Genomic DNA, 26,933 nt, shown 5'->3' with positions numbered 1-26,933 from the left:
CTTCGCCGCCCCGGCGCCGGCACGAGACCCGCCGACGCCTTGACCCGAAGGGCGGCCCAACCGGGCGGGGCGGGATGTCAAGCCGGCATTGCCGGCAACGCTGCCGACACCTTCTTCGTCCGTGGATGGCAAGTGCCCCATCCGTGGTGACGTCCGGTTGTCGCATGCCCTGGCAGCCCGTGTTGAACTGCTGCCCGGGTGCGTCAGCCCGGCGAGAGGCATGGGCGCCAGCACGGGCGAACCCGGCCCGAACGCTTGGCGCGCCGCTTCATGGGGGTGAGAGGCGGAAGCGACCTTATATCGAGCGTTCGTTAAAGATTTGCGCCATGGTGCCTCGCGGAGCGGGGAGGGAAACGGTCTCCCGCGCGACGTCAGCCGAGGGTCTGCGCGTTCTACTGGCGGGACGAGTTCTTGATGGTGTTCATCAATTGGTGGCGTGTGTGGGCATAGGTGAAGTCGGGCGCTGTGTGGGTGCCTTCGCGGAGGTCGCGTCCCAGGTGGGTGTAGAGCGCGGCGACGTTCCGGGCGGGGCCGACGAGGCCCTCGGGGATGTCGGCGGAGTACTCGGCGGGGACTTCGAGCTTGGAGACGGTGGCATCGTCGCCGAAGCCGGCCTGGAGGGTGAGGTCGGTGACCTGGATGTTGCCCCAGGGGGCGGTCAGGACGATGTCGCCGTCGGTGCCGTTGATCTCCCAGCGGAAGTTGTCTCCACGTGAGACGCCGCCGCGGTAGAAGACCGAGGCCGCGGCGCCGTTCTCGAGGGTGCCGATGACCGAGATCTGGTCCGGGGCGGTCACCGGGACGATGGTGTTGCCGTCGTCGGTGACGGTCACTTCCGTGCGGCCGCGGACGAGGTTGGCCGACAGGTGGTCGAATTCTCCGAGAGTGACATTGAGTGCGTCGATGGCGTGCAAGGCGGCGCCGGACAGGGGGGTGGCGCCCTGTGTCTCGTCGTACCAGTAGGTGTGGGCCCTGGTGGTCTGCCCGTTCCAGACCATGCCGGAGGCGACGAGGGAGGTGCCGATGACCCGGCCGATCCTGCCGTTCTGGATCAGGTCGCGCGCGTAGCGCAGTTCGGGGTGGTAGCGGCCCTGCAGGCCGATGGCGGTGCGCACCCCGGCGGCGTCGGCACGCTGGGTGAGCTCGGTGGCATCCGCCAGGTTCAGGGCCAGCGGCCATTCGCTGTAGACGGTCTTGCCGGCGTCGATCGCGGCCGTGATGAGCTCCCTGTGGTGGGGGACCTTGACCGCCACCACGACGATGTCGATCCCGGGGTGGGCCAGCAGGGTGGCGTGGTTGTCGAACGCCGCCTCCACCCCGAATTCCCGCACGGCCGCCTCTGCGGACTCGCGGCGGGAGGTGCTGACGGCGCGCAGTGTGAAGTCCGGCAGGGCCTTGAGGGCGGGGATGTGGCTGATGGAGGCCCAGCCGCCCGGGCTGCCGCCGATGATGCCGACGCCGATGGTGCTCATGTTGTTACTCCTGAGGTGACGGGCCCTGTGCGGGCCGAGGGGGTGGTGAGTGTTACTTCTTCGGCGCGGTGGACGGCGTCCAGTTGGGGACGGTATCCACCCGGAACCGGGACAGCACGGTGCTGGAGATGTACCAGTGGCCGTGGATCCGCCGATAGGTGTCGCGGTACTCGCCGTAGCCGTGGAAGCCGTTCTTGTAGCTGGATCCGGCCGGGAAGCTCACGTAGTCCTCCATCGCCCAGATTGCCGTGGCGCGGTCCCCGTGAACCTGGATCTCCGGCAGAAAGCCCTGGTGGGCGGTGGGGGCGTCCCCCAGGAGCGCCGCTGTCTTCTCGGCGAGCTCCTTGCCGCTGCTGTACTTCGCGCCCACGTCGATGGTGGGGTGGGCGGTGAAGAGCGCGGCCAGCTTGGACCACTGCTTGCTGTCGAGGTAGCGGAAGTAGTGCGCCTTCACCTGCCGGATGTCCTCGATGTCGGCGAGCCGCTGCACCGTGGCCGCGTTGTGCGCCGCAGCGGACTGCGCCGGATGGTGCGCGGCGGACGCGGGCTGGGATGCCCAGGCCGCCGCGCCCGCGCCCCCGCCGGCCAGCAGTGCGGCCACGGCGGCGGCGCCGACCACACGTGAACGCCATGCGGAAGGCGTGCGGGATTCCTGCTTGCTCATGTTGTGTCCTTTCGGTGCCGCATCCGTGCGTGGGCGGCGTTCGTTGAGTCCTGGGCCTGGGAGTTAGCGACTTGGCGCTCACCGAGGAAGCGCCGCACTACCGGTCGGTCGCGACCCGGCCACGTCAGCCAGTGAACCCTATGTGGAACGATGCGTCAAAAAAATAATCGAATTTTCTGCCTTAAATGTGAGGAATATTTGTAGCGATCGTTCGTGGCGAAGATCGACGGCGACGAACGACGAACCTGTCTCGCTCGTCGCCCATGGGGGCCGCTCACGCAGTGAGTCCCGACGTTCACCTCGCCGGCTGGCGACCGATTGGATCCGACGCCCTGGTCGGCCTTCGCGCGCCTATGCGGGGGTCGCGTCGCCGGTGGTGACGCTCCCTGCGGGACTCTCGCCGGACGCATGGTCGTCGGTCTGCCCGATGCGGGGAATCAGGAGGGAGACCGCGGAGGCGGCGAGAGCGGCAAGTGCGAGGGTGGCGAACGCCCAGGTGTAGCCGCTTTGCGCAAGAAGGTCCGCGAGCTGGAAGAAGAGCGTGAGATCCTGCGGAAGGCGGCCAAGTATTTCGCCGGGGAGACGCGCTGGTGAACCGCTTCCAGTTCGTTGCCGACCACCAGCGCCGCTACGGCGTGAAGCGGCCAGCCTCGGACATCGCAGCCCGATCGCCTACGAGCGAGCATTCCGAACAGCATCAACTACGCTGGCCAAAGCCGCATAACCCGTGTTCAGGATCCGGGGTCAAGGCCCGTACATCCGGATGACAGGACGGGGCGCCGGGTTCTCACCCGGCTCCATGGCGGCAATGCGCACGTGCCGCTACCGCCCTGCGGTCAGCCGGGGTGGTGGGCGGGCGTTTGCGCCGTGCCCGCCGGGACGGAGCGGCGGGCCATCCACTGGACCAGGGGTTGGAGCGCGTTCAGCAGTGCTTGGCCATCCGGGGTCAGGCTGTAGCGGATCTGCACGGGCGTGGTCGGCATCACCGTGCGCTCGATCAGCCCCTCGGCGGCCAACTCCTTCAGACGCTGGGTCAGCAGGCGGTCGGAGATACCACCGACCATCGTCCGGAACTCTCCGTGGCGGCGGGCACCATGTGCGGCGGCCGCCAGAATTCCTCCCGTCCAACGTCGCCCGACAAGCTCCAGCGCGCCCAGCAGATTCGGGCAGGTGGTGTCGTCGATGGTGCGTTCTGTGCCCTGCGCGGACGGTGAAGCATGCATTCGGAAACTCCAATTCAAGGTCGGTTGCTGTTGACGGAGACTGAGGGAGGGCCGGAGAGTCAGCACACCTTCCGGCATCGGACGGCAGGGTCGGCACGTCGTTGCACGACGGTTGCTGCATCTGAATCTCGCTGATGGCATCCGTTCTGCTGCCGCCGTTGCCAACGCGGCCAGTGACGAGCGCCGTTTTCTCATTCTCGGGAAGGACAGCGGTGCCCGGTGCGGGCCCGGGGGAGCCCGGGACGGAAGGACTTGAGGGTCAGCGCCGGGTGGGGGCTGCTCCGCCGGGGTGGGCGGCACCGTCGGAGGGCGCCGCGGGCGGGATGGCGAAGTTGCGATTGAAGACGTTGTCCGGATCCCATGCGGCCTTCAGGGCGCGGAGCCGGGTGAGGACGGGCTTGGGGAAGGCGTCTACCAGACGGGTCGGGTCGGTGTCCGTCTCGAAGCTGGAATACATGCCGTTCAGGTGCGGGTACAGCCGTGCCCAGTGGGCGTTCATGCGGGTGACATGACTGGAGGCGGTGGCGGCGATGACGGAGAAGTTCTGGGTGCGGTGCGACCAGGCCATGGCGTCCTCCGGGACGTCGTGAACGGCGCCGCCCATCGAGCGGAACTGCATGACCATGACGTCGCCCGACTTCATCGCCTTCTCGATGATGCCGGCGGCCTCCGGGGTGATGTGCCAGCAGCCCGCTGCGGGTGTTTCCCAGGCCCTGGCCGCGGTGCTGGTTCTCGGGCGGGGCGACGATCGTGTGGTAGGGGACGAGCTGCGCCCTCTGGTCCAGGACCGGGCCGGCGCCCAGGAACGGGGTCAGGGCGTTCTGCGCGTCCTCGGTGTCGTCTCCCGCGTAGACCAGGGTGATCTGTGCGGTGACTGGCCCGCCGCGGCGGCCGGGGAACATCGATATGAAGCTGGTGATCTCCCGCGGGGCGGCTTCGACCAGCCGTCCCCATTTCAGGAGGAAGTCGGCCGTGTTGGTGGCGTCCACGACCATCGTGGCGTAGGCGACGCTCTCGAACTCGTACGCCTGCAGTTCGAAGGCGGTGACGATGCCGAAGTTGCCGCCCGCGCCCCGGATCGCCCAGAACAGTTCCGGGTGGTGCTCGGCGTCGACGCGCAGCCTGCGGCCGTCGGCGACGACGATCTCGGCGGCGGTGAGGTGGTCGATGGTCAGGCCGTGCTTGCGGGCCAGGTAACCCAGGCCGCCGGCGGTGGCGAGGCCGCCGACACCGACGTCGCCGTAGTCGCCGGAGCTCATGGCCAGTACGTGCGGTGCGAGCGCGCGGGCGACATGTCCCCAGCGTGCGCCGGGGCCGACGCGGATGAGTCCGATGGCCCGGTCCAGGACCTCGGCGCAGTTCATCTTCGACAGGTCGATGATGATGCCGGCGTCGTTGGTGGCCCGGCCGCTGATGCCGTGGCCGCCGCTGCGTACCGAGAGCGCTACGTTCTGAGCGCGCGCGCAGGCGAGGGCGGCAACGACGTCGTCGGAGTTCTCGGCCCGGATGACCAGGGCGGGCGATCCGGGATGGACGTAGCTGTGGCGGACGTCCTCATAGGCCGAGCTGCCCGGCTCGACGACCTTCTTCGCCAGGGATTCGGGGACCGCGTCGTGGTCGATGGTGTCGCGCCGTTCGGCGAGGACGACAGCCGTTCGGTCGGGCACCGTGCCGGTGTCGGCGGGGGCGGTCGACCGCTCGCGGGCGACGGCCTCACGCAGGGCGGGCGCCACCTCCTCGCCGAAGGTCCGGATCAGCCGGGCGTCGTCGCGGCCGATGTCCCAGGCGCCGCGGAGGATGTCGATCGCCTCGTCGAGCGCCTCGACGCCCTGCCCAGGGCTCAGACGGGGTCCCCCCATGCCGTGAACGGCGTCGGGGAAGGCGCCCGCGCCGAGTCCGAGTCCGAATCGGCCCTTGGACAGGACGTCGATGCTCGCCGCCGTCCGGGCGAGCATCGTCGGTGGCCGCAAGGGCAGGTTCGTGACGTTCGCCGATACGCGGATGCGGCTGGTTCTGGCCGCCACCCAGGTCAGCAGCGTATAGATGTCAAGAAAGTCCGCATTGTACGGATGATCCTGGAACGTGGCGACGTCCAGCCGGGCAGCCTCCGTGAGTTCCGCAAGCGCCACGGCTTGCGCCGGGTCCTGTGCGGTGGGGGTGATGAATGTGCCGAGCAAGAGTTCGTGGCCGTAGTCGGGCATGCACTTCCCCTGGATGGGCTGTCAGGTAGTTCATCTGCCAGATGTATGGTATTGGAAGCAACACATCTATGAAGCTGCGCATTCCCGGCGTCTGGGCGAAGAGACGGACGACTACCGCGGGGCACCGGCGAAAGGTCGTCGCATGCCGCGTGTGTGTGGGCAGGACACCTCACGCGCTGGTGTACTCAGGCCGCGGAGCGCCGCCGGCCGCACCGTGCGCGCGCATTTTCGGTGCGGCTGATGATGTTGCACCCGATGGTTATGAGGCGGTGTTGCCGGGGTGCAGGCTGGTCGGCGGCCGGTGAACTGCCGGCACGGTCCGGAGCGATCATGCTTGCGAGGAGGCGGAGGCGTTCCTCGGAGGTGCTGCCTGGCTGTGCGTGGTAGGTGATCAGCGTTTGACCGGTGCTCGATATGAGCAGCTTTTCGTAGCGCAGTTCCAGCGGCCCGGCCTGGGGTGGCGGAACAAGGTCCACCGACTCGCTCGGCCAGCCGCTCGCAGAGGGCGATCGGATCGTCCGGACCCACGGCATGTGCGGCCGTTGCCGCGCCTGCGCCCTCGACGGCGAGCCGAGCCTGTGCGAGAACCTGCGCCGTTTACATGACCGAGAGCGCTCACACCTACCCGTTCCTGCACGGCGGCTGCTCCGAATACGGGTACGTGTACCCGACCGCGGGCCGGGTCCGCGTACCGGACGATGTCCCGGACGCGGTGGCCTCCGCCGCGGCGTGCTCGCTGCGCACGGTGATGCACGGCTTCGAACGGCTCGGCCGCATAGCCGCGGCCGACACGGTCGTGGTGCAGGGCGCCGGACCGGTCGGACTGTTCGCCGTAGCCAAGGCGGTCGCCGAGGGTGCGCGCCGGGTCATCGTGATCGGCGGTCCCGCCGAGCGCCTTGAGGTCGCCGCCCAGTGGGGCGCCGACGTCACGGCATTGATGTCACCGTGCTGCTGCCCGGGATCGGCATGTACCTGCTGCTGTCCGTGAGTACCCGCATGATTCAGGCACCGTCGACGACCGGAGGGCTCGACAAGTCCGTCGTGGTAGCCGGTCTTCTCATGCTCCCGCAGGCGCTGGGAAGTCTCGCCGCCGGATGGATCACCCGCCGACTGGGCAGGTGGCTCCCGGCACGCTGGACGCTGCCGCTCGCCGGCGTCGTGATGATGTCCGCGATGGCGTTGTTCGCCCTCTGGCGGCACAGCCTGCCGGGCCTGGTGGCCGCGATGCTCCTGGCGGGCATCGGGATCGGCATCATCTTCTGCACCGCACCGGCGCTCATCGTGGAGAACACCGGCAGCGATCAACGCGGCAGCGCACTCGGCTTCGACCAGGTCTTCCGTTACGTCGGTTACGGCTTCGGCAGCGTGCTCCCGGCACGCGCTCGTCGGCGAGCTCTCCCGGCCAGGCACCGCGACAATCGGCCCTCACTTCACCGCGACCGTGTTCCCCACCCGTACCTGGCGGTCGGGAAGCAACACGTGATTGGCACCGGGCGGACACTGGCCCCCGCGGCCCGGAAACTCAGCGCGCCGCGTTCCACGCGTCGCGCTGAGCGGTCCGTTCCCCTGAGGCGGTCGTCCCGCGGAGCGAGAGACCGGAGATCGGTGACGCGGCTGGCCGCCTCAGGCGGTTCAGAACTCCAGGACGAGGCGTCCGCGGACGCCGCCGGCCTCCATCAGACGGTGGGCCTCGGCGGCCTGTTCGGGAGGGAAGGTGCGAGCCACGCGTAGGGTCAGCCTTCCAGCTTCAGTCTGTTCACGCAGGTCATCGAGCCGGCTGCGGTCGCCCAGGTAGTCCGGGACGAAGGCCATGTGCATGCGCAGAGACCGCCGCCGCATCTCCTCGGGGCTGACGGCGCGGGATCCTTCGCCGAGGACGGTGACTATGACGCCGCCGTCATGGACGGCCGGGGCCACCACCGCCGAGCCGATGACCGCCGTGTCGATCAGCCCTGCTACTCCCGCCGGGACTGCTCGCAGGATGTGCTGGGCAACATCGGCCCCTCGCGGTACGACGATGTCGGCACCGAATGAGCGCACGAGTTCCTGATCGGCCTGGGAGGCGTCCGCGACGACGGTGAGTCCGTCCGCCCTGGCCATCTGGGTCACGTAGCCGCCGACGGCTCCTGCTGCGCCGGTGACCGCGAGCGTCTGCCCCCGTGAAAGCCCGGTCAGGTCGACAGCGAGCCGCGCGGTCAGCCCGTTCATGGGCAGGGTGGCCGCCTCGGCATGGGTCGTCCCCTGCGGCGCACGGGCGACCTGCGCCGCGGGCAGGACGACGTATTGCGCGTAGGCGCCGCCCAGGGGACCCCTCGGGTCGGCCATGGCCATCACCCGGTCTCCGAGACGCAGATCGGTTTTCACATCGCTGCCGATCTCGTCCAGCACCCCGGCTGCTTCCATGCCGGGGACATAAGGGGGTGCGGGGGAGGTGGGTCCCAGCGCGCCATTGCGCAGGTAGCGGTCGCCAGGGTTCACCGTGGCGGCGTGGACCCGGATGCGTACCTGTCCGGGACCGGCATGAGGCTCGGGCACCTCAAAGACGCGCAGGGCTTCCGGCCCTCCGAATTGGGATACTCCCACTGTTTTCATGATTCCTCTTCATGGGCCGAAGTCGCGTATGCGTGGTAGGGAGGGGTCGTGTCCGGCCGGGGCATCCGGCCGGGTCAGCCGAAGACGTGTACAGCCCGTTCGGCTGAAGCACTTTTGATGAGGTCCATCAGCTGGTGGCCTGTGTCGGCGCAGGTGAAGGCTGGGGCTGTACGGGGCCTCACCGCAACCGGCGTCGGACCTGTGGACGTGCGCACTGTCACGCTGATCACCGGCGACACGCAGAATTCCCGCCGCGCGGTTGAATGCGCCCCAAAGCGTCGGATCCAGCGCGCCTGCACGTGCTCTATGACGTAGACGACATGCACGTATCAGGATCAGGCGGATGAAATCGGGAAAACGGATCTGCCCCGAAGATGGCGTGTCACTTCGTGAGCGGTGTCTGGCTGTGCGATATCGCAGGCGCGTCGCCGAACTCCCCGGATGGGATTTGGGGGCCGGTGGGTGCGTCCTGCGCAGACATCGGTTGGGAAGACGTCGTAGATCCGGTTCCAGCCGCTCTCGGCCACAGCGTAGACCTCCGGATCATCGCAGATCGCCTCCTGAATCCGTCGGCCCATTTCTTCCATAGCCGCGCTCATCGGGCCGCCGGAGACCAGCGGATGTGCCACTGCCGTCTGCAGACCGACCATCACGATCCAGGCGTCCGCCCGCGACAGATTGAGCATGACAGGTGGCATGTTCTGCCAGCGCTTGTATGCGCTGGCCATCAGATGCACGCCCGTCGCGTCGCGTTCGTTCTGATCGCCGGCCATTGCCGCCCTCTTCTATTTTTGCACCACTTACCTGACCGTGGACTCGCGACAGCTGACGGGCACTTTGATGTCGCTCACCGCAGCGGGTCGGCAACGGAGAACGGCGGCTCGGTTGCCGCGCGCACCGTGTCGACAGTGGCGCCGCGACCGAGTTCCACCAGATGCAGGCCGTCGGCAGTCACGTCGAACACCGCGAGCTCGGTGATGATCCGGTCGACGACCCTGCGGCCGGTGAGCGGCAGGGTGCATTCCCGGACGATCTTCGGAGACCCGTCGCGGGCAGTGTGTTCCATGACCACGACAACCCTGCGGGCGCCGTGGACGAGATCCATGGCGCCGCCCATGCCCTTGACCATTTTCCCGGGAATCGTCCAGTTGGCCAGGTCTCCGGAGGCAGACACCTGCAGGGCACCGAGGATCGTCGTGTCGATGCGGCCGGAACGGACCATGCCAAAGGACGCCGCCGAGTCGAAGTAGGCGGCGCCGGGCAGCACGGTGACGGTTTCCTTCCCGGCATTGATCAGGTCCGCGTCCACCTCCTCCTCGTACGGGTAGGGGCCGACGCCGAGGATCCCGTTCTCGGCATGCAGCACTACGTGCACGCCGGGGGGAATGTGATTGGGGATCAGAGTCGGCAGGCCGATGCCGAGGTTCACGTACTGGCCATCGGTCAGTTCCCTGGCCGCGCGTGCGGCCAGCGCGTCGCGCAGATCGCCGCTGTGGGTTTCGGTGGTCGTCACTGTTCCTCCTGCGTCGTGTTGGTGGCGGGTGTGGGGTGTCGAAGGGTGAGTCAGACGTCGCCCGGCACGCGCACCGTGCGGCGCTCGATGCGCTTGTCCGCGACGTCGGCGGCCACCACGCGGTCGACGTAGACGCCCGGCAGATGGACGGCGTCGGGCGGAATCTCGCCGGGCTCGACGATCCGCTCGGCCTCCACCACGGTCGTCCGGCCGGCCATGGCGCACAGCGGATTGAAGTTGCGGGCGGCGGCGTGGAAGACGAGGTTGCCGTGCCGGTCTGCGACCGCCGCCCGGACGAGCGCGAAGTCGGTGGCGATGGCCTCTTCCAGCAGGTACCGGCGGCCGCCGAATTCCCGCACCTCCTTGGGCGGGGAGGCGACCGCCATGCTGCCGTCCGGCGCGTAACGCCAGGCCAGGCCGCCCTCTTCCACGAGGGTTCCTGCACCGGCCGGGGTGTAGAAGGCCGGGATGCCCGCGCCGCCGGCGCGCAGCCGCTCGGCGAGGGTGCCCTGGGGCACCAGCTCCACCTCGAGCTCGCCTTCCAGGTACTGGCGGGCGAATTCCTTGTTCTCGCCGACGTAGGAGGAGGTCATGCGGGCGATGCGGCCGGCCCGCAGCAGGAGTCCCAGGCCGCCGTCGTCGACACCGCAGTTGTTGGACACCACGGCCAGACCGGAAGTACCTGCGGCGACAAGAGCGGAGATGAGGGTGGAGGGGATGCCCGAGAGTCCGAAGCCGCCGACCGCGAGGGTGGCGCCACCGGGGATATCGGCCACCGCGTCGTGTGCCGAGCCGACCACCTTGTCCATCTGACTTTCCTTCACTTCGAATTGGGCGCACGCGCGGGATCATCACCGTGTTGGCACACGGCTGGAGCACGTCTGCCGCCGGACCTGGTCGGCGGCAGACGTACCGTCTAACGGGTGGCCGTGGGAGCCATGCGTACGGGGTTGCGGAGCCGGCCCAGCCCCTCGATCTCCACGGTGACCACGTCACCGGAGCGCAGGTATCCGCCGGTCGCCAGGGCGACGCCGCCGGGTGTCCCGGTCAGCACCACGTCGCCGGGCAGCAGGGGCGTCGTGGCCGAGACATGCGAGATGATTTCCGGGACAGAGAAGATCATCTCGCTGGTACGGGAGTCCTGGCGCACCGCGTCGTTGACGTATGTGCGGATCGCCAGGTCCAAGTCGGTGCCGGTCTCGTCCACGGTGACCAGTGCCGGACCCATGGGCTTGAAATGCGGGAAGGACTTTCCCCTCCGCACTCCGTCGATGTCGGTGACGACGCCTTCGGTCATCGCCGCCAGTTGTACGTCGCGGGCGGAGACGTCGTTGACCGCGATCAACCCCGCGACGTGCTCCCACGCCCGTCCCACCGGGATGTCCCGCCCCGGCCTGCTGATCACCACGGCGAGTTCTGCCTCGTAGTCGACCTGCGAGGGGGCCTCGGCCGGCAGCCAGATGGGGTCGTGGGGCCCGGTTGCGCTCATGCCCGTCACAGTGATGAAGACCGGGGCAGTGGGGGTGGGCATGCCGGCCTCCGCCACGTGGTCGCGGTAGTTCGCACCGGCGATCACCACCGTGCCCGGGGCCGCCACCGGTGGCAGGAGCACCGCCTCACGCATCGGTATTCTGCTGCGGACACGGGCGGATCGGGCACGTTCGATGCCCTCCGACAGCACATCGGTGACATCGAGGTGGGGGAGGTCCAGCAGGGCGAGTTCATCACCCTCGCCGCGGGCCAGCCCCGCGGTCGTGCGGTAGAGGCGCACGGTCATTCACCTCCCGCGATGATGTCCACGACCCGCCGGGCGATGCGCCAGCGGCCGTCGTCGCCCTGCACGAACCGGTCCGTGAGCAGCGTCACCGCACGAGGCACCGGAGCAGTGCCCGCCCGCTGGTCTGCTTGCCGGTACAGATGCAGGTACGTCTGCGCCTCCGCCTCAGTGGGCGACAGCAGCCGGAACGAGGAGGCGGCCGGGACGTGGACGCCCTGCTTGGCGCTCTCCTCCTGCCGGGCCTGCATGGCTGCGGCCAGCCCGGCTCCCGAGAAGGACCACGGACCCATCACCATTTCACCGTCCGGGGTGAACAGTTCCACGGTGCGCGCGGCCTCGCCGTCGTCGACCCATCGGAAGATCGCGTGGATCACGTCCAGGCACGCCACCCGGGCCCGCAGGGCCGCAAGGTCGGGTTCGGTACCAGGCTGCCGCTCCGCCGCGGTGGTTGGTTCAGCCATCACTGAGCCTCGTCTTCGGGATTAGGGGTTGTGCGTCGTTGAGTGAGCCTTCTCGGTGGCCCCGGTGGAGGGTGACCCCGGGCGTGGCTGACACGCCCGCGATCTGGCGCGTGGGGTGTCACCCTCCTGAATGCCGGCTCACCCGATGGGTGGCCGTTGCGGCAGGCTCAGTGGCCGAGGGCCCAAGCGCCCTCGGTCAGGCCGAGCTTGTCCGTGTACATGTCCACGAGCAGGTGGTCGCCCTTGAGCTGCGCGACCGAGGCATCGTCGAGCAGATCCTCCTGGTTGACCAGCCAGCCGGTTCCCTTGCCCGGGCCGAAGGGCACGACGAGGTGCGGGAAGGGGTCTGCGAACGTGGCGTCCTGCCCCTCCTCCTCACCGACGATGTGCCGCCGGATGTTCTTTGCGGCCACCTCCGCCTGCAGGTCGGCGAGGAACGCCGTCGGCAGGCCGAGACCGGCGATGTCGCCCACCGCGTAGACGGTCTCGTGGTCCTCGACCCGCATGTCGTCGCCCACCCGCACGGTTCCCGAGGTGTTTCGGGCCGCTGCCAGGCTCCCGGCGAGATAATCGGAGGGCACCGTCCCGCCAAAACAGCGCAGCCACAGGTCCGCCTCGATCGTCTGGCCCGTGGTGGTCTGCGCCGTGAACGGCGCCACCACCCCGGCCGGCGCCTCGGGCAGTTCCGTGAGGCCCTCTCCCAGGCGCAGGTCCACTCCGGACTCGGTGATCATCTTCCGCAGTGCCGTCCGCAGCTTTTCGGGGTAGTTGCCGCCGAGCACGTCCGAGGAAGGATCGAGGAGGGTGACCTTCTTGTCCGGCCACTGCGCCAGGATCTCACCGGCCATCTCGATACCGACCGCACCCGCGCCCAGGATCACTGCGTGGTCCGCCCGCTCCAGCTCCTTGGCGGTCCTGGCGTAGTTGTCCTTGGACCTTTCGCTGCTCTCCTCCGCGTCCTTGGCCGGGAAGGGGTACCGCGATCCGGTCGCCAGCACCAGGAAGTCCGGACGCAGGACCTCACCCGAGACCAGTTCGACGCGGCCCGGCTCGACTCGTGCGGCCCGATCGTGCACCACGCTGCCCCGCGTGAGCAGGCGTTCGTAGGACATGAAGATGTTGGGCGCCCAGTCCGGCTGCACCGTCGCGCGCAGTGAACCGATGTTGTGGCGGAAGGAGTCGCGCGGCTCGACGAGGACGACGTCGGCGATGTCGTCCAGCTCCCGGGCCGCACGGATGCCGGCATAGCCGCCTCCGATCACCACGACACTGGGACGGCTGTCGGATGCCTGGGACATGTGCTGTTTCTCCAAATCGGTTGTCGCGGCCACACGTTCGTTTGCTGCCGCTGCGGGAGCTGCTGGGATCCACTGCGTGGTGCTCGTTTCAGACCGTCGCGATCAGCAGCGACGGTCGGCACACGACGTCCCGCCGGGACATCAGCCGCGGGGGAGGGGAGGCTGGTGCGGCGGGCGGCTGTCCGTCCGGGATCGTCCGCCGCACCAACCAGGGCCCGCGCGAGGGTCGCCGCGGGCAACCTGCCTCTCGTGTACCCGCACAAAGACGAGAAGCAGGTGCTTTTAGGAAATCACCAGGTCGGCTTGACCAGGTCCTCGAAGGATTCGCCGGCCCGGAAGCGCTGCACCAGGTCGTCGAGGTCGATCGGGGCGCCACCGGGGCGGCGGAGCCAGACCTCGCCCTGCATGAAGTCTTCGGCCTCCTCCGCCGTGGTGAAGTTGTCGATCTGCAGTTCCACCAGGTTGTCCTCTGGATCCCGGTAGTACATCGAGGTGGTCACGCCGTGGTTCATCGCCAGAACCGGCCATATCTCGGCAGCGGCCAGCCGCTGGTAGGTGTCCAGCAGCTCCAGGAGCGTGTCGTAGGTGAAGGCGATGTGGAACAACCCCGTGGCAGGACCGGCGAGCGCCTGGAAGATGTCGGTGTCCGCGGTGATGGGGACGGGCCTCTCCCGCTTCACGATCGGTCGGACCGGCTCGGCCTGGTCGGGGTTCTCCAGGTCGCCCATATTGGCCAGCGCGATCCGGTGGTGCTCATCGTCATAGGTGATAAAAGCCGAAGCAGGGTCCTCGTGCATGACCTTGCCGTCGAGCACGGTCACATACCATTCCCGCATTTCCTTCAGGTGCTGCGTCCGCAGGACCACATGTGCGAGCTTGGCAGGAGACGCCATCGTCTTTCCTCCTTGTGGTGGGACGGTCATTGGGCCGGACCGAGGTTGACCGCAAGCCTGGGCGCGCGGCCGCACTCAGGCTGAAACTGCCGCCAGGGCCACAACAGACCCCGTCAGCGCAGACCGGCATCCCGGTCACGCCGCACGACAGGAGCGCGGTGGGCAGATGTGAAGGCCTGCGCGGGTCGAGGCGTCACCTCGTCCTGGATGCGTTCGCCGTCGACCCGTCCCAACCCGTCATGCGGACGGCCGCCACGGTGACCAGCCGTCGCGTCAGCAACGGCGGACGGGGCTATCGGCCGGTGAGGGCCGGATGTGCTCGGTCATGCGTCCCATGGTGCGGCCGACGCCTGCGGCGGCCAAGAGGAACATTAGTCACTAATGAAAAGTAAGTTTCAGTATCGCCCGCGGACGCGCAGTCCGCAGACGCCACTCGGGTGCCCAGCGCGGCGTGATCGTGTCGCGGACACCGCCTTGCGCTCCTCAAGGGGGCAGCGGAGCGTGCTATGGGTGGCCGTCAGGATGTGAACAGGGCATCGTCCGTATCGGACAGACTTGTCTGTTAGCTTTGATGCGCCGGGGCCAACTGACCCCGCTCATCGACGGCACCTTTGCCGCGGGCAGGCTTGAGCAGAACCCGGCGATACCCGCCGCTGCCAAGGACGCGGCGTGTGCCGCGGTCGAGCGGGCCTGCCCGCCTGCCGCCTGAGCGCACGGCCGATTCATCCGCTCCGTCGCCGGCGTTCGCGCCGTGGACGGGGAGCTCGATCGGTAGGCGTCGTGGACGCCAGGACCACCCGCATCTGCGGTGCCTCACTATCCAGCCCTGAAGCCGGAGAGGTCATCGGCGCCATCCCAGCCTGCGGTGGCCGCTGGCCTTGGGGGAGTGCACGGCGCTACAGGACTGCGGCCCGAGAGATCACCCCCGGCCTTCGCGCATGCCGGGAGGACCCGCTGCAGGACCCTACAGGCCTCGCGCTGGTGGCGACCGCCGGATGACGTCGCACGACGTGCCTTCAAGGCCAGATGTCCCCCCACCCGTGCCCGCAAAACCTGTCCAGGAGCAGTCGGCGATGACCAGCCGCAAGACCTCCACCTTTATTTGCCGAACGTTCCATCAATAGGTACGGTCAGGTTTATGGCACGTACTCGCGAGTTCGACACCGAAGCCGCCGTCACCGCGGCGATGCAGGCGTTCCGGCGTACCGGATACGGTGGCACCTCCGTGCGGGACCTGGCGAACGCCATGGAGATCGGCAGTGGTTCGATCTATGCGGCCTTCGGCAGCAAGGAAGGTCTCTACCTGGCTGCACTGGACTTGTACCGGCGGCGCTACGCGCTACCGTTCATCGAGATGCTGCGCGCCGGCGGTGACGCGAGGGAGACGATCCGTGCGGCTTTCGCGGCGGTGATCGACGAAGTGACCTGCGGTCCCGGCCAAGCGTCATGCCTCATTGTGGGGGCGGCGATGGAGCGTGCGCACAGCGATGCGCAGGTGGCCGAGCGGCTTCGCGCAACGACGCAGCTGCTGGAGCTCACACTCTTCGAGGTCATTGCCGAGGCGCAAGGGCGGGGCGAGATCCCGGCCGGTCGGAGCGCCGCAGACCTCGCCGGATTCCTCGCCATGACCTTCCAGGGCTTGCGGGTCATGGGGGCCATAAATCCTGATCGGGCCGCGCTGACGCGGGCCGCGGAGGTCGCCCTGAACTGCCTTCGCTGACTCCGCAGCGCCGGGTGCCGACCAGTCCTGTCACCGCACGACAGCCGGGCATTTACCTGCCCGCTTAATTTAACGATCGTTCGTGTTAGAATGGAGGTGGGATGCCCGGTTCGGCGGAGGGGTCAGGACTGGGCCCCATCTCGCCGTGACGTCAGCACGTACGACAAGGTTCGGCGCGGGCCGCCGCAGCCGCGTGCAACGACCGTGAAGAGCCTTTGATGCAAGCCGCCAATTGCCTCCTGGCCGGAGTGTAGGGCGCGGACACCGTTGTCCGCTTCCTCCGGGTATCCGAGTCGTGCGGGGGTCACGACGCGCCCGCCGAACTCCGTCACCTCATGTGCGGCAACGACGCCCGCATGGCCTCCCGGCTCGCCCCGGACCCGGCCCGGCGGAATCAAGATGGCGCCCGACGTCATGTCATGTCCCGGGCCTGACCTACGCCATCGAGCGCGCCTGCACCACCGGCACGGCGCAGACCTTCCACTCACGCGGCCCGGCTGAAAGAGCCTGGCCGACAACCGACACCTTCAAGGAATGCCAGTCATGTCTCAAGACGTCCACCATCCCGACCCCCGGCGCTGGTTGGCCCTGCTGTTCATCGCCATAGCCCAGCTGATGGTCTTCCTCGACGGGGCGATCATGAACATCGCTCTGCCGTCTGCTCAGCATGACCTCCACTTCACCGACGGCGGCCGGCAATGGGTCATCACCGCCTACGGCCTGGCCTTCGGAGGTCTGCTCATTCTGGGCGGGCGCCTGGGCGACCTCTGGGGCCGCAAGAGGGTGTTCGTGATCGGGCTGGTCGGCTTCGCCCTGGCCTCGGGCGTCGGCGGCGCGGCGCAGAACCTGTCCACGCTCCTGACTGCCCGCGCCCTCCAGGGCGTCTTCGGCGCGCTCCTCGCCCCCGCCGCCCTGGCGCTGATCTCGCTGGCGTTCACCGATGCCAAGGAGCGTGCCAAGGCCTTCGGCATCTACGGCGCCATCGCCACCGCGGGCGGCGCCCTCGGCCTGCTGCTCGGTGGCGTGTTCACCGAGTACACCGACTGGCGCTGGGGGTTCTACATCAACCTCCCCATCGCTGCCATCGGCATCATCGGCGTCCTGGCCGTCGTCCGTGACGCCGGCGCGCACATGGGCCGCGGACGGCTGGACGTCCCGGGGGCCATCCTCGCCAGCGGCGGTGCCGTCGCCCTGGTGTTCGGCTTCGCCAAAGCGGAGAGCGACGGCTGGGGTGCCGGTGTGACGATCGGCATGTTCGTCCTGTCCGCCCTCCTGCTGGCGGCCTTCGTCGTGCTGGAGGCAAAGGTGAAGTCACCGCTGCTGCCGCTGCGCGTCCTCACGGAACGCAACCGCGCGGGCTCCTATCTTTCCTTGGCTTTGTCCGTCATGTCCATGTTTGGGATGTTCCTCTTCCTCAGCTACTACTTCCAGCTGGTGAAGGGATACTCGCCGGTGCAGAGCGGTGCGGCCTTTATCCCGATGGCCGCCGCGCAGGCTATCGGCTCTACGCAGATCGGCGCCCGCCTCTCGCACCGGGTTCGGCCCGGCCTGCTGATGGGTGTCGGCTACGCGGTGTCCGGCGCTGGTGTGCTGCTGCTCGCCCTGCTTGACGTCGATTCCTCGTTCGGCTTCATCGCGGTTGCCGAGATCGTGGTGGGTGTCGGAATCGGCACGGCGTTCATGCCCGCGTTCAGCCTGGGAGCCCACGGTGTCGAGCCCCGCGATGTCGGAGTCGCCTCCGCGATGACCAACACCGCGCAGCAGATGGGCGGCTCCATCGGCACCGCGCTGCTGAACACCATCGCCGCGAGCGCCACCACCGGATACGTCGCTTCCCACCACCGCTCCACATCCCTCACCAACCTGTCGCTGGTGCACGGCTACTCCATGGCCTATTGGTGGGGCACCGGATTCCTCGCTGCCGCTGCACTGGTCGCGTCCTTCGCCGTCAACGCCGGCAATCCGAAGCACCAGTCGAAGGTCGCGGCCAGCAGCGCGGAGACCTCGGAGCTCCAGCACGCAGAGTGACGAGAACAGACCCGGGGCCGCGCGCGATCGTGGATGCGGTCGAGCTGCGGATTCTTGAACCGCTCGAGCAGTGGTGGGAGATGCCGGCGACGGTGATTGCCGAGCGGATCGGCTGGGACCGGCCTGGGTGTGCTCAGGGCCGGGAACCGAATCTGCGGCCGGCCTATCGCCCGGATCCGGCTCGCGGACGGTTTATGAGCCGGGCGAGATCGGTCTTTGCGACCTGTGGTTCCCGCCCGCCGACATCCGACTGGGCTTCGGGCAGGTCGGACGGCCGCCGGTGTTGGTGGTCGCGGGCTATTGGCGGTGGATCACTGCGCGGATGATGCCTTCCCGGTCCGGAGCCGACTTGATCGCCGGGCACTGGCGGCTGCTGACCGAGTTGGGGGCGGTTCCGTGGGTGCTGGTCTGGGACAACCAGGGAGCCGTCGGCTCCTGCCGGTCCGGTGACCAGCAACTCACCGACGACTTTGCCGCGTTCGCCGGTCTGCTGGGGATCAAGTCTTGCTCTGCAAGCTGCGGGACCCGGAAGCCAAGGGCCTGGTCGAGCCGGCCAACGTCTATCTGGCGTGTCAGCTGCCATGCGTCCTACTGTGACGCTGGCCCCTCGGTGAGGAGGCAGGGGTCGCAGTTTCCGGCGGGGTTGTCGGTGCGGCGCCGTCGGCCATATCCCGGTAGCGCACCACTCCCGGGTGGTACTCCAGGAGATGAGTAACGCCCGAGGCCGCCTCCCCACCCTGCGAACCCGTGCGGTCACCGGTACGTGTCATCGCCTTGCGAAGTCAGGTGATGGATTGATGCCGCGTGCGACCACCCGGCGGCCGGTCGGGTTTCTGGGAGACATCGACGTCGGCGACCGCCTGCGAGGAGTGCCCCATCATGGGGTCGTCCGGGCTTACGTGGTGGGCCAGGGTGCGCAGCAAGGTACGGAATGTGGTCCGCGCCTCCTCGGGCAGAACGTCCAGGAGCTGCTGCTCGGCCAGGCCGACCGGGCCGCTGAGTTCCTCCCAGCGCTGTCTTCCGTGCTCGGTGGCGACGATGCGCCGACTCCTGCGGTCGGCGGGGTCCGGCTTGCGTTCCACCAGGTCAGCCCGCTCCAGGTCGTCCAGGAGATACGTCATGATCGTGCGGTCGATTCCTAGTCGTTTGGCCAAGGCCCGCTGGCTGTTGGCGTGGCCCTGGAGGGCAGCCATGAGCGTGAAGTAGCCGCGGGGGCCCCCGGGGATCTCGGCCACGGCCGCCTCGACGACTTTGGCGTAAGCGCGGAAGACCACACCGAGGGCAAAGCCGAAGTTGTCCTCCATGTGGACCCCGGCTTCCGGGCCCTCTGCACTGTTGCTGCGCTGCGAAGTCACAGCGGCCACTTTAGTTGACGAAGACATTTGTTTCGTCTGCACTATAGAGTGCAGATGCGACATACGGTCTTCTTCGATTCCCGGCACAGGCGCGCACCACCCGGCCGGGAAAGGTGAACGCTCATAACTCCGATCGACAGACCGGACGTGCTCATGTAGCTGAAGTGGATCTACGAGAACACCCGTCGCGATCGACAACGTAGGAGGCCCTCACCTGGTAGACGCCTGGTCCGCGCTCCGTGACAGCGGCGTTGCTGGAGCGCTGGCATGTCTCCTCCGGCGCCGCCCACTCCGGCCAGGACGGAGCGCCTGGTGCCGGGTTCGACATCACGCCGTGTGCCCGGCCGGCCCGGCGGGCAACCGGAGCCTGCTGCTGGCGGAGGTGCGGTGTATGTTGGGTCTGAATGCGCGCCGGCGGCAGGACCCGGTTTGTTCACGCCTCGTTCCGAGCAGGAGTCAGCCCCTGCGTCGCCCTGCTTGGCGGTTCGGCCGATGGTGTGCCTGCTCTACACCCGCTACCCGGGCCCCACACCCGCAGCCGCCGCCGCTGCCCTCTATCGGTCCAGGACCCAGGTGCCCTGCCGGGTACGTGGCGCCTGGAGCCAGGGGATCCACTGCTTGGCACCGGCGGCGGACGCCTGCCGATCGCGCAGGAACTGATGGGGGTCTACGATCTGACCGGACTGCCGTATGCCGAGCAACTGTGCTGGTACAAGCACCGCTGCTCCACGCACGCCGGCAATGACGCGGCCGCGGACCACACGCGCACCGAATGGGAGCCCTTCGACCCGAGTGCGCCACCGCCAGTACATCCGCGACCGGCCCCCAATCCCTAGGAACCGCCGCTCTGCCTGAAGGCGCGGCCACCGGCATCCCCCTGCGGTCGACGCTGCCGCTCCAGCAGCCTCATTCGTAGCTGTCGAGACCGTTCTCCGTCCATCTGTGAGGCGCGCATGCCATCTGTGAGGCGCACATGCCCAAGACCTTGGTCGGTACGTCCGACCCTGATCAGCCCCCGCCCGGGCCTGTGCTCTATGCCGAGCACGTCGAGCGCATGGTCCTGGCAGCCGTCCTCCACCACCCCCAGCTCACCCCGTACTTCATGGCTGACCTGCGCCGTCACGCGGCTGCGCTCTCCGAGGGCTTGCCGCCTGTGCCGATGCGCGGCTTCCTCACCGACGACGACACCTGACCACCCCCTGCGCGTCTCAACCGCGCTCTCACAGATCGATGAAGCTCAACGATGCTGAAGCCCACTGACGACCAGCCGGACGGCATCGTCAACGCCGTCTATGCGAAGGGAAGCGCTCCGCCCCACCAGCAGGGCTAACCTCCTGTCGCTCCCTCCCGGTTATCGACCGTGAAAATTGAGAGATGGGCGGTACCGCCCGGGAGGCGGCGAAAGCCGGTGCCGCGCACGCGCTGAAAGTGGCCGACACCATCGACGCGTTCTGCCAGTCGCCACCGCAGCCCCCGCCCCATCGCCCGCCGCCCGCGTCTGGCTGACGGAGCGAAGCGTGCGGCCGGCACCGGGCCCACCCCTACCGAAATCCCCGCCCCCGCCCCCAGCGTTGGGCCTACCACCGGGACCGTGACCGGTACAGAGTCCAGCCGGGGTCACGGCCGGTGTCCGCCCGGCCTTGCGGGGGGCCCGAGGAGTTCGCGGCTCCCACGCAGAACGCCAACGCGCCCAACTGACCCGTCACCAAAGCGTTTCGCGGTTCTGCGGTCGTCGGCCAGCCGTGGGCCCACAGTCGGCGACGGTCGCAGCGAAACGTCGACGCGGCACCGGCTCGCACATATGCGTGTTCGAGATGGACCCAGGCCCATGTGAGCTTCGATGCAGACTGGAGCGCCACTTCAGCCCGTACGTGCCAGCATGTCGCGCATGATCAGGGCGGCGGATGCCGGAGCGGCCTTGACGAAACCGAAGAACGGCCCGAAATCCTGCGCCGCGGAGAAGCCGGTGAGATACAGCCCAGGAACGGTGCTCTGGAGGGCTTCGTCCAGCACTGGAGAGCCATTTCGCATCTTGATGCGTTCCACCAGGTCCGCCAGGAACGGGACGCGGGCCAGTTCGACCGCGTATCCAGTGGCGAAGATCACCTGATCCACGGTCAAGGACTCAGTGTTCGACATCGTGATCCGCACCGGCCCGCCGTCCACTGTCGGCTCCGCCAGGACCACTGCGGTCTCCGGCCAGATCCGGACGTCGGCCGCATCGAGCCGCGCCGGCAGCCACGGCTCCAGCGTGCCGCGGCCGGCCTCCCAACATCGCGCCAGGATTGCTTCCCGTACGGGAACCGGCAAGCGGCGCCACCATCCGGAACCCCGCATCGTGGCCTCAAGGTAGTCGTCAAAGAACGTCCAACTCACCGACGCGAAACGGGGCATGGGATGGCGGTGCACCACATCGACGCGAGCCGCCCCGTGTTCACCGATCAGAGCCGCCCACTCATACGCACTCTGTCGGCCTCCGACGATGAGCACACGCTGCCCGGACAGGGCATCGAAGCGGACCAGGTCACAGCTGTGGGACGCGCGGCCCGACGGGATCGAGCCGCCCCAATCGGGTAGTCGGGTGAAGTAGCTGATACCCGCCGCGGCGACCACGACATCGGCGCGTATCCGCCCGCCGCTGTCGAGCTCTGCGTAAAACGTGCCGTCCCGGTGGGTGAGGCGCGTGACCAGGTCCTGCCTCAGGGTGATGCCTTTGGCGCGGCGGAACCAGTCGGCATACTCACGAAAGAGCTCCACGGGAATCGGATCAACCTCTTTGGGCGAGAGGGCCCGTTCCCGCAGATAGGCCTCCAGGGTGTAGACGCCGGTGGCGTCCAGATGCCAGTCGATGCCCGAACGCAGCAGCATTCCCGGCGGCATGTGCTCGGACCAGAACCCCATCGGCCGTCCGACCACGACCGCATCCACGCCTCGGTCACCTGCGAGCGCGGCCGCCGACAGCGCAAACGGCCCCCCGCCGATGATGAGCATCGGCACCGACGTGGAATCCTGCATCGTCGTCTCAGGGCTCCGTTCATTCGTCACTCGGGCCACACCGGCGGCCTCTTCTCCAGGAAGGATGCAATGCCTTCGCGAGCTGCCGGGGTCTGAGAGGCATCAGCCATGACCTCGCAAGCGATCTCATAAGCGTCGGATTCGGGACGGTCCAGCTGTGCGTAGAGGGTTCGCTTCCCCAGCGCCTTGCTGGCCGCGCTGCCACGACTGGCCCGGGCGAGGAGTTCCTCGACCGCCTCGTCCAGTTCGCCGTCGGGGACCACTCGATTGACCAGTCCCCACTCCAGGGCGGTACGGGAACCGATCACCTCGCCGGTGAGGGCCATCTCCATGAGTCGCTTGCGTCCGATGGAGCGGGCCACCGGCACGGCAGGCGTGTGGCAGAACCACCCCCCCTTGCCGCCGGGAAGTGCAAATCCGGCACACTCACCCGCCACCGCCAGGTCACACGATGCCACGAGCTGACAACCTGCGGCCGTGGCCAAACCATGCACTCTGGCCACCACCACTTGCGGTGCGGACTGAAGAAGCCGCATGACGTCCGTACACAGATGCAGCAGCTCCCGAATGCCCTTGGCGTCCTGTGCGAGCACGTCGGAGAAGTCATGCCCGGCGCTGAAAACCGGTCCATTCGCCGCCAGAACAACCCCTACCGCCGGAGAGCCCGCCACCTCGGTCAGTGCCATCTGCAACTCGCGAAGCAGCTCCCAGCTCAAGGCATTTCGGCGTTCAGGCCGATTCAGGGTGATCCAGACGGAATCCCCTTGACTGGCCACGACGAGATTCTCATATGCGGCCACAAGATGATTTTATCGTAGATTCTGGCGATCTATCCCGAATGGGCGAGGCGTGGCCGAGTCGGCGTCTCGCGCGGAGGGTGTGATCGGGGCCTAACATTTGGAATGACCGATCGTTCCAGCTTGGATGAGATGCCCCGGGCCTGCGCGGGGGTGAAGGGGTGCAGGGCGGGGCGCGTCAATCCACTGGCCCACGGCACCTACACCGTCGCCTACCACGTGGTCTCCGCCGACAGCCATCCCGTGGCCGGCGCCTACACCTTCTCCATCGGCGCAACCTCCACCACCTCGGTGTCCGCCTCCGGCACCGGCAGCGCCTCCTCCGGACCGGTCGCACACGCCTACCTCGCCGGCCGCTTCGGCGCCTACGCCGGACTGCTGCTCCTCGTCGGCGGCGCCTGCAGCGGGCCGGTGCGGCACAAAGCCGCCTGGAAACAGGGGACGGGAATGGGTCACGCATCCTCCTCGGCCCGCAACGCAGTCAGCAGCGTCTGGCGGAACACTTGGGTCGTCGAAGGGAAGACCTGCCGTCTGCAGGGGAGCGCAGACGGCAGGGCTTGGCCGCCGGGTGCGGCGAGCCTGCCCCGACGCTCGCACCTGCTTTGGGCTCCCGGGCTGCGCGGCCCGGATATGTGCCACGGCGGTGGACGGGAGATTGCCCGACTGTCCCGCGCGGGCGTGCCGTCCCGGCGCGCGGCCCGCCCCTTTTCCGCGGCTGAGCTTGTCCGCAACGCGCCCGGCGGCGCCTCCGGACGCCCCAAGCGTGTGCTCGGGAGCGTCCTGGGCCACCAGGACCCGCATCACCAGCCCGTCGCGCCCGTAGGAGTACCCCGGCTCGGTGGAAGACCTCAGCCCAAGGCACCCGTCAGCCGCCGCAGCAGTGGCACCCGGACGCGACCCAACTCCGCGCCCCGGCCATGAATTCGTGCGCTTCCGGCGGATGATCGAGCCGCCCCACACCTTGGTGGACAGCTGGTGCACCCCAGATCGGTCGCGACTTCCCCGGGCACCGGCCCAGTGGTACGCCGAAGGAGAGACGCCGGTTTGGATAGTGCCCTGTCCATGCGAGGCCGGGGCACTTGCCCGGGGACACGGGCGAACAGTGCCAGAGGTGCGTGGTGGCTTCGCTCACCGGTGACGACAGCAGTTATTCAGTGCTTCGGAAGGCACCCGGGCCGCAGCCTGTTCGATGTTCACGACAAGCGACAGCACCCGAGTACGCAGATGAGAATGTTGGCGCTCCATGCTCCAGCGGCGCGGATGGGCGGGATCGGTGGGGCAAGCCAAGACGTTGAGCTCGCCGGAGCGAGTCACGGTGACCTCGGTGGAGGTTGTGGACTGAAAAGCCGGCAAGTCTCGGTCCTATCGACCGGCCGTCGGCGTGCTCGTCGGGTGCCACTCGCGGCGGAGGAGGCCGAAGACCCAGGAGTCGGAGACGTCGCCGTTGACGACGCAGTCCTCGCGGAGGGTGCCTTCGCGGACGAAGCCGAGCTTCTCCAGGACCCGGGCGGACGCCACGTTGCGGGTGTCGGTCTCGGCCTGGACGCGGTTCAGGTCCAGGGTGTCGAACGCCCACCGCAGGACGGCGTGCGCGGTCTCCGTGGCGTAGCCGTGGCCCCACGCGGCGGCGCCGAAGACGTAGCCCAGGGACGCGCTGCGGAAGTCCGGGTTCCATCTGGTCAGGCCGCACCAGCCGATGAACGCGCCGTTGGAGACGCGGTCGACGGCCACCCGCGCTCCCGTGCCTTCCTCCTCGATCATCCGGCAGGTCGCGATGAAGCGCTGGGCGCGGGCCGGTTCGGTCCACGGCGGGGAGTCCCAGTAACGCAGCACGTGGGTGCTGCTGTGCAGCGCGTAGAGCGGCGCAGCGTCGGCGTCGGTGAACGGCCGCAGTCGCAGGCGAGCGGTGTGCAACTCGGGGGTGGGCAATGTCATGCGGAGCATCCTGTCGCGTCACGCTCGCCCTCGACCATCCGATTACCCGGACGGTCGGGGGCGCGTACGTCCCGGTGACGCCGAACGCGCCGCATGGGCGGCGAGTGCGCAGTCCCTCGCCGGCATGGCGAGTAAACGGCGGCCGGGGGGGGACGTTGACCAGTCTCGTCCTGTACCGGACTCCGGACGGATGGAGGTACGCCGTTCACTTCACCAGGTCGGCTGGTATTGCCGACGGCGCGCTCACCGGTCCTCCGCCCTCGGCCGAGCCGGACATCGCGCTAGCGCCCCTGGTTCAGAAGGCGGGGAATTCACCCACCGCCGGCTCGACGCCCTCGGGCATGCACCCGATCAACGTGACTACGCCAAGAGGGTGCTCGGTGCCGTCGATGGTCTCGATGTGGGGGCGGGGGACGTTGAGGTGTCCTTCCCGTTGGGCGTATTGGCGGGCGGCGGTGAGGTTGGCGGCCCAGATCTGTGCCCGGGTGCGTTTCGGCTTTGCAGCCCTCAGGGCCGGTGTGCGTTCCTCCGGAGCGGTGGTGATGCCGAGGATCTCGGTCAGGAGCCATTGCTGGACGGTGGTGAGGGTGTCCCACTGGGTTTGCTGAGTGTGGATCCAGCGGCCCATGTCTTCGCCTTGGATGACGAGCTGGGCGTCCCGGTCAGGGAGTGTGCCGCCGGCGGTGTGGTAGGTGCGGGCGAGGTGGAAGCAGCGTTGCCACACCACGGGCCAGGTGGGGCACCAGGCGGGGTCGATGTCTTCGGGTGCCTGCCGCCGGTCGCGATTCAGCCCTGCGGCCTTCCGGCTACCAGCTGCACTGCTGCGGCGGGCTGCTGCGCGCTGGTTCTTCAGCCATTGGCCGATGGGGTAGCCCTGCCAGGTGGCGTCGGTGGGGCGAGGAGATCACCGTGTTCGGCGGCCCGGCCTCGTGCAGCGGCCAGGCCCTCGGTGAAGGCGAGCTCCCCGTGGCTCCAGATCATGCCGAGCTCGTCGACTGCTGAACCCGTTCGGCGTCGAGAAGGCTGCGGGTGTGGGCTTGGCGCTGGCGGGTGATCCACATACCGAGGGGGAAACCGTCGGGAGTGCGGTGTCCGTAAGGGACGCGCAGGTCGCCGTGGTCGCCGTGGTAGGCGAGGGCTGCCTGCAGGCCGCGCCGCCAGAACTCGGACTCCGGCTACAACACCCGCAGGCTGATGAACGCCGCCAGCTGCGCAGGGTCCCGCGGCGCAGAGAACGACAGCAGCCCACTCGCCGGCGCACTGACGCCTCCCACCGCGCCATGCCCTCCACCGGCAGCCCCAGATGGGGCGGACCGCCGCCGGGAGGCCGCCTGCGGGGTGGCCAGCTGCTCGACGGCCTCGGTGTCATGTGCGCGCAGTGCGCTCAGGGCCTTGGTCAGGCCCTCGTAGGAGCGGGAAGAGACCATGTCGTCGGGCTCCTTGCCGGGGCTGAGGAAGACCGGGACGACCAGGGAGGCCGTATTGCCTTCGCCGGGCTGCATACGCAGGGCCCGGCCGACGGTCTGGACGATGTCGGCCCCCTATTCGGCCGCGCACCCAGTCCCCCTTGCTGGCTAAAGGGGCGGGAACGACGTAGGGCCAGGTCCCCGAAGCCATGGGGCCAGCGGTGAGAACCGGGGCTGGCTGTGCACCCGCTGGGTGCTTGTGCCCAGGCCCGCGGCCCGTCAACCCGGCGCTGGCGGCCCCGCGGTTGTCCCCGTTCGCAGCCGATTACCTCAGTGTCGAACACGCAGAAATCTGTGTTGGCTGGAGTAGACATTGGACGGTGGTGTGGTTATGGTTTCTCTCGTAGCCCAGAGGGACCAGAGGGCCTGGCAGAGACGAACTGCCGGTCAGCAGTATCCGCAGTACAGCTAGTTGCAGTGTGCAGGGACGGTGCGGTGGTGGAGTTCCGAAGCCAGAGCGGTTGCAGGACGGCGACGGGACTGACGCCGGACCGGGTGGCCCGCAGTGATCAGGGGCCGCCGT

Annotated in this window: 26 protein-coding genes and 1 pseudogene; 7 read left to right on the top strand and 20 right to left on the bottom strand. The window is 68.4% G+C overall.

Annotation, left to right across the window (positions count from 1 at the left end):
• Nucleotides 1-392: 392 nt before the first annotated feature.
• Both ABZ312_RS33690 and ABZ312_RS33685 read right to left on the bottom strand, forming a co-directional pair.
• Entirely contained in the window at nt 393-1,472 is a 1,080-nt protein-coding gene (locus ABZ312_RS33690; RefSeq protein ID WP_500358056.1) for a Gfo/Idh/MocA family protein, read from the bottom strand.
• A gap of 52 nt (nt 1,473-1,524) precedes the next feature.
• Nucleotides 1,525-2,136, bottom strand: a complete 612-nt coding sequence (locus ABZ312_RS33685) for a nuclear transport factor 2 family protein (RefSeq protein ID WP_500331052.1) — start codon at nt 2,134-2,136, stop codon at nt 1,525-1,527.
• A 408-nt stretch (nt 2,137-2,544) separates the two neighbouring features.
• Between ABZ312_RS33685 and ABZ312_RS33680 the strand changes: the two genes are divergently transcribed.
• Nucleotides 2,545-2,730 carry a hypothetical protein gene (locus tag ABZ312_RS33680; RefSeq protein WP_500331051.1) on the top strand — a complete coding sequence of 62 codons (186 nt, stop codon included), beginning with the start codon at nt 2,545-2,547 and terminating at the stop codon, nt 2,728-2,730.
• A gap of 242 nt (nt 2,731-2,972) precedes the next feature.
• On the opposite strand, the gene ABZ312_RS33675 is transcribed toward ABZ312_RS33680, so the two are convergent.
• The 3 genes and pseudogenes from ABZ312_RS33675 to ABZ312_RS33665 form a co-directional block, all read right to left on the bottom strand.
• A complete protein-coding gene (locus ABZ312_RS33675) occupies nt 2,973-3,359 on the bottom strand; it encodes a winged helix-turn-helix transcriptional regulator (RefSeq protein ID WP_500331049.1) in 387 nt (128 codons plus the stop codon).
• Nucleotides 3,360-3,618: 259 nt separating this feature from the next.
• Nucleotides 3,619-3,816 carry a BBE domain-containing protein gene (locus ABZ312_RS33670; protein WP_500331096.1) on the bottom strand — a complete coding sequence of 66 codons (198 nt, stop codon included), beginning with the start codon at nt 3,814-3,816 and terminating at the stop codon, nt 3,619-3,621.
• Between the two features lie 715 nt (nt 3,817-4,531).
• Nucleotides 4,532-5,560: pseudogene (locus ABZ312_RS33665) on the bottom strand (LLM class flavin-dependent oxidoreductase); the annotation flags it as partial.
• Between the two features lie 601 nt (nt 5,561-6,161).
• On the opposite strand from ABZ312_RS33665, the gene ABZ312_RS33660 reads away from it, so the two are divergent.
• Entirely contained in the window at nt 6,162-6,548 is a 387-nt protein-coding gene (locus ABZ312_RS33660; protein ID WP_500331047.1) for a hypothetical protein, read from the top strand.
• A complete protein-coding gene (locus ABZ312_RS33655; protein ID WP_500331045.1) occupies nt 6,506-7,291 on the top strand; it encodes an MFS transporter in 786 nt (261 codons plus the stop codon). Before ABZ312_RS33660 ends, ABZ312_RS33655 begins: the two co-directional genes overlap by 43 nt.
• On the opposite strand, the gene ABZ312_RS33650 is transcribed toward ABZ312_RS33655, so the two are convergent.
• From ABZ312_RS33650 to ABZ312_RS33615, 8 genes are all read right to left on the bottom strand, one after another.
• The gene (locus ABZ312_RS33650; protein ID WP_500439388.1) at nt 7,193-8,152 is read right to left on the bottom strand and encodes an NADP-dependent oxidoreductase; all 960 of its coding nucleotides are present in this window, start codon (nt 8,150-8,152) and stop codon (nt 7,193-7,195) included. The genes ABZ312_RS33655 and ABZ312_RS33650 overlap by 99 nt on opposite strands.
• A gap of 335 nt (nt 8,153-8,487) precedes the next feature.
• On the bottom strand, nt 8,488-8,925 hold the full coding sequence (locus tag ABZ312_RS33645; RefSeq protein WP_500331043.1) for a hypothetical protein: 438 nt from the start codon (nt 8,923-8,925) through the stop codon (nt 8,488-8,490).
• A gap of 74 nt (nt 8,926-8,999) precedes the next feature.
• Nucleotides 9,000-9,665 (bottom strand): 3-oxoacid CoA-transferase subunit B, encoded by a 666-nt coding sequence (locus tag ABZ312_RS33640; protein ID WP_500439387.1) that lies wholly within the window; start codon nt 9,663-9,665, stop codon nt 9,000-9,002.
• A gap of 50 nt (nt 9,666-9,715) precedes the next feature.
• Nucleotides 9,716-10,474: a CoA transferase subunit A gene (locus ABZ312_RS33635; protein ID WP_500331040.1), complete on the bottom strand. Its 759-nt coding sequence runs from the start codon at nt 10,472-10,474 to the stop codon at nt 9,716-9,718.
• A 107-nt stretch (nt 10,475-10,581) separates the two neighbouring features.
• Entirely contained in the window at nt 10,582-11,436 is an 855-nt protein-coding gene (locus ABZ312_RS33630) for a fumarylacetoacetate hydrolase family protein (protein WP_500359383.1), read from the bottom strand.
• Between the two features lie 2 nt (nt 11,437-11,438).
• On the bottom strand, nt 11,439-11,903 hold the full coding sequence (locus ABZ312_RS33625; RefSeq protein ID WP_500331036.1) for a nuclear transport factor 2 family protein: 465 nt from the start codon (nt 11,901-11,903) through the stop codon (nt 11,439-11,441).
• 167 nt (nt 11,904-12,070) lie between these two features.
• Nucleotides 12,071-13,201 (bottom strand): NAD(P)/FAD-dependent oxidoreductase, encoded by a 1,131-nt coding sequence (locus ABZ312_RS33620; RefSeq protein ID WP_500331035.1) that lies wholly within the window; start codon nt 13,199-13,201, stop codon nt 12,071-12,073.
• Nucleotides 13,202-13,491: 290 nt separating this feature from the next.
• On the bottom strand, nt 13,492-14,094 hold the full coding sequence (locus tag ABZ312_RS33615; protein ID WP_500331033.1) for a VOC family protein: 603 nt from the start codon (nt 14,092-14,094) through the stop codon (nt 13,492-13,494).
• A 1,138-nt stretch (nt 14,095-15,232) separates the two neighbouring features.
• Between ABZ312_RS33615 and ABZ312_RS33610 the strand changes: the two genes are divergently transcribed.
• Both ABZ312_RS33610 and ABZ312_RS33605 read left to right on the top strand, forming a co-directional pair.
• Nucleotides 15,233-15,814: a TetR/AcrR family transcriptional regulator gene (locus ABZ312_RS33610; protein ID WP_500359380.1), complete on the top strand. Its 582-nt coding sequence runs from the start codon at nt 15,233-15,235 to the stop codon at nt 15,812-15,814.
• Between the two features lie 543 nt (nt 15,815-16,357).
• Nucleotides 16,358-17,842, top strand: a complete 1,485-nt coding sequence (locus tag ABZ312_RS33605) for a DHA2 family efflux MFS transporter permease subunit (RefSeq protein ID WP_500439386.1) — start codon at nt 16,358-16,360, stop codon at nt 17,840-17,842.
• Between the two features lie 782 nt (nt 17,843-18,624).
• On the opposite strand, the gene ABZ312_RS33600 is transcribed toward ABZ312_RS33605, so the two are convergent.
• Nucleotides 18,625-19,197 (bottom strand): MarR family winged helix-turn-helix transcriptional regulator, encoded by a 573-nt coding sequence (locus ABZ312_RS33600; protein WP_500331029.1) that lies wholly within the window; start codon nt 19,195-19,197, stop codon nt 18,625-18,627.
• Between the two features lie 973 nt (nt 19,198-20,170).
• Here ABZ312_RS33600 and ABZ312_RS33595 point away from each other — a divergent pair.
• Entirely contained in the window at nt 20,171-20,389 is a 219-nt protein-coding gene (locus ABZ312_RS33595) for a hypothetical protein (protein ID WP_500331026.1), read from the top strand.
• A 668-nt stretch (nt 20,390-21,057) separates the two neighbouring features.
• Here the strand turns inward: ABZ312_RS33595 and ABZ312_RS33590 are convergent.
• Nucleotides 21,058-22,212, bottom strand: coding sequence for an NAD(P)-binding domain-containing protein (locus ABZ312_RS33590; RefSeq protein WP_500331024.1), 1,155 nt, complete (start codon nt 22,210-22,212; stop codon nt 21,058-21,060).
• Nucleotides 22,213-22,238: 26 nt separating this feature from the next.
• Nucleotides 22,239-23,012, bottom strand: coding sequence for an enoyl-CoA hydratase-related protein (locus ABZ312_RS33585; RefSeq protein ID WP_500331023.1), 774 nt, complete (start codon nt 23,010-23,012; stop codon nt 22,239-22,241).
• Between the two features lie 102 nt (nt 23,013-23,114).
• Here ABZ312_RS33585 and ABZ312_RS33580 point away from each other — a divergent pair, with 102 nt between their 5' ends.
• The gene (locus ABZ312_RS33580; RefSeq protein WP_500439385.1) at nt 23,115-23,930 is read left to right on the top strand and encodes a copper resistance CopC family protein; all 816 of its coding nucleotides are present in this window, start codon (nt 23,115-23,117) and stop codon (nt 23,928-23,930) included.
• A gap of 441 nt (nt 23,931-24,371) precedes the next feature.
• On the opposite strand, the gene ABZ312_RS33575 is transcribed toward ABZ312_RS33580, so the two are convergent.
• The 4 genes from ABZ312_RS33575 to ABZ312_RS33560 all read right to left on the bottom strand — a co-directional run bounded on the left by ABZ312_RS33575 (nt 24,372) and on the right by ABZ312_RS33560 (nt 26,446).
• Nucleotides 24,372-24,944, bottom strand: coding sequence for a GNAT family N-acetyltransferase (locus ABZ312_RS33575; protein WP_500331020.1), 573 nt, complete (start codon nt 24,942-24,944; stop codon nt 24,372-24,374).
• Nucleotides 24,945-25,239: 295 nt separating this feature from the next.
• On the bottom strand, nt 25,240-25,671 hold the full coding sequence (locus ABZ312_RS33570) for a helicase associated domain-containing protein (RefSeq protein WP_500359375.1): 432 nt from the start codon (nt 25,669-25,671) through the stop codon (nt 25,240-25,242).
• Between the two features lie 250 nt (nt 25,672-25,921).
• On the bottom strand, nt 25,922-26,053 hold the full coding sequence (locus tag ABZ312_RS33565; protein WP_500439399.1) for a helicase associated domain-containing protein: 132 nt from the start codon (nt 26,051-26,053) through the stop codon (nt 25,922-25,924).
• Between the two features lie 66 nt (nt 26,054-26,119).
• Complete coding sequence (locus ABZ312_RS33560; RefSeq protein ID WP_500331017.1) at nt 26,120-26,446, bottom strand: hypothetical protein; 327 nt, start codon at nt 26,444-26,446, stop codon at nt 26,120-26,122.
• Between the last annotated feature and the right edge of the window lie 487 nt (nt 26,447-26,933).

It is taken from the genome of Streptomyces sp. NPDC006207, from assembly GCF_040613835.1.
Taxonomy (GTDB): domain Bacteria; phylum Actinomycetota; class Actinomycetes; order Streptomycetales; family Streptomycetaceae; genus Actinacidiphila.
This window is presented reverse-complemented; position numbering and strand designations above follow the sequence as displayed.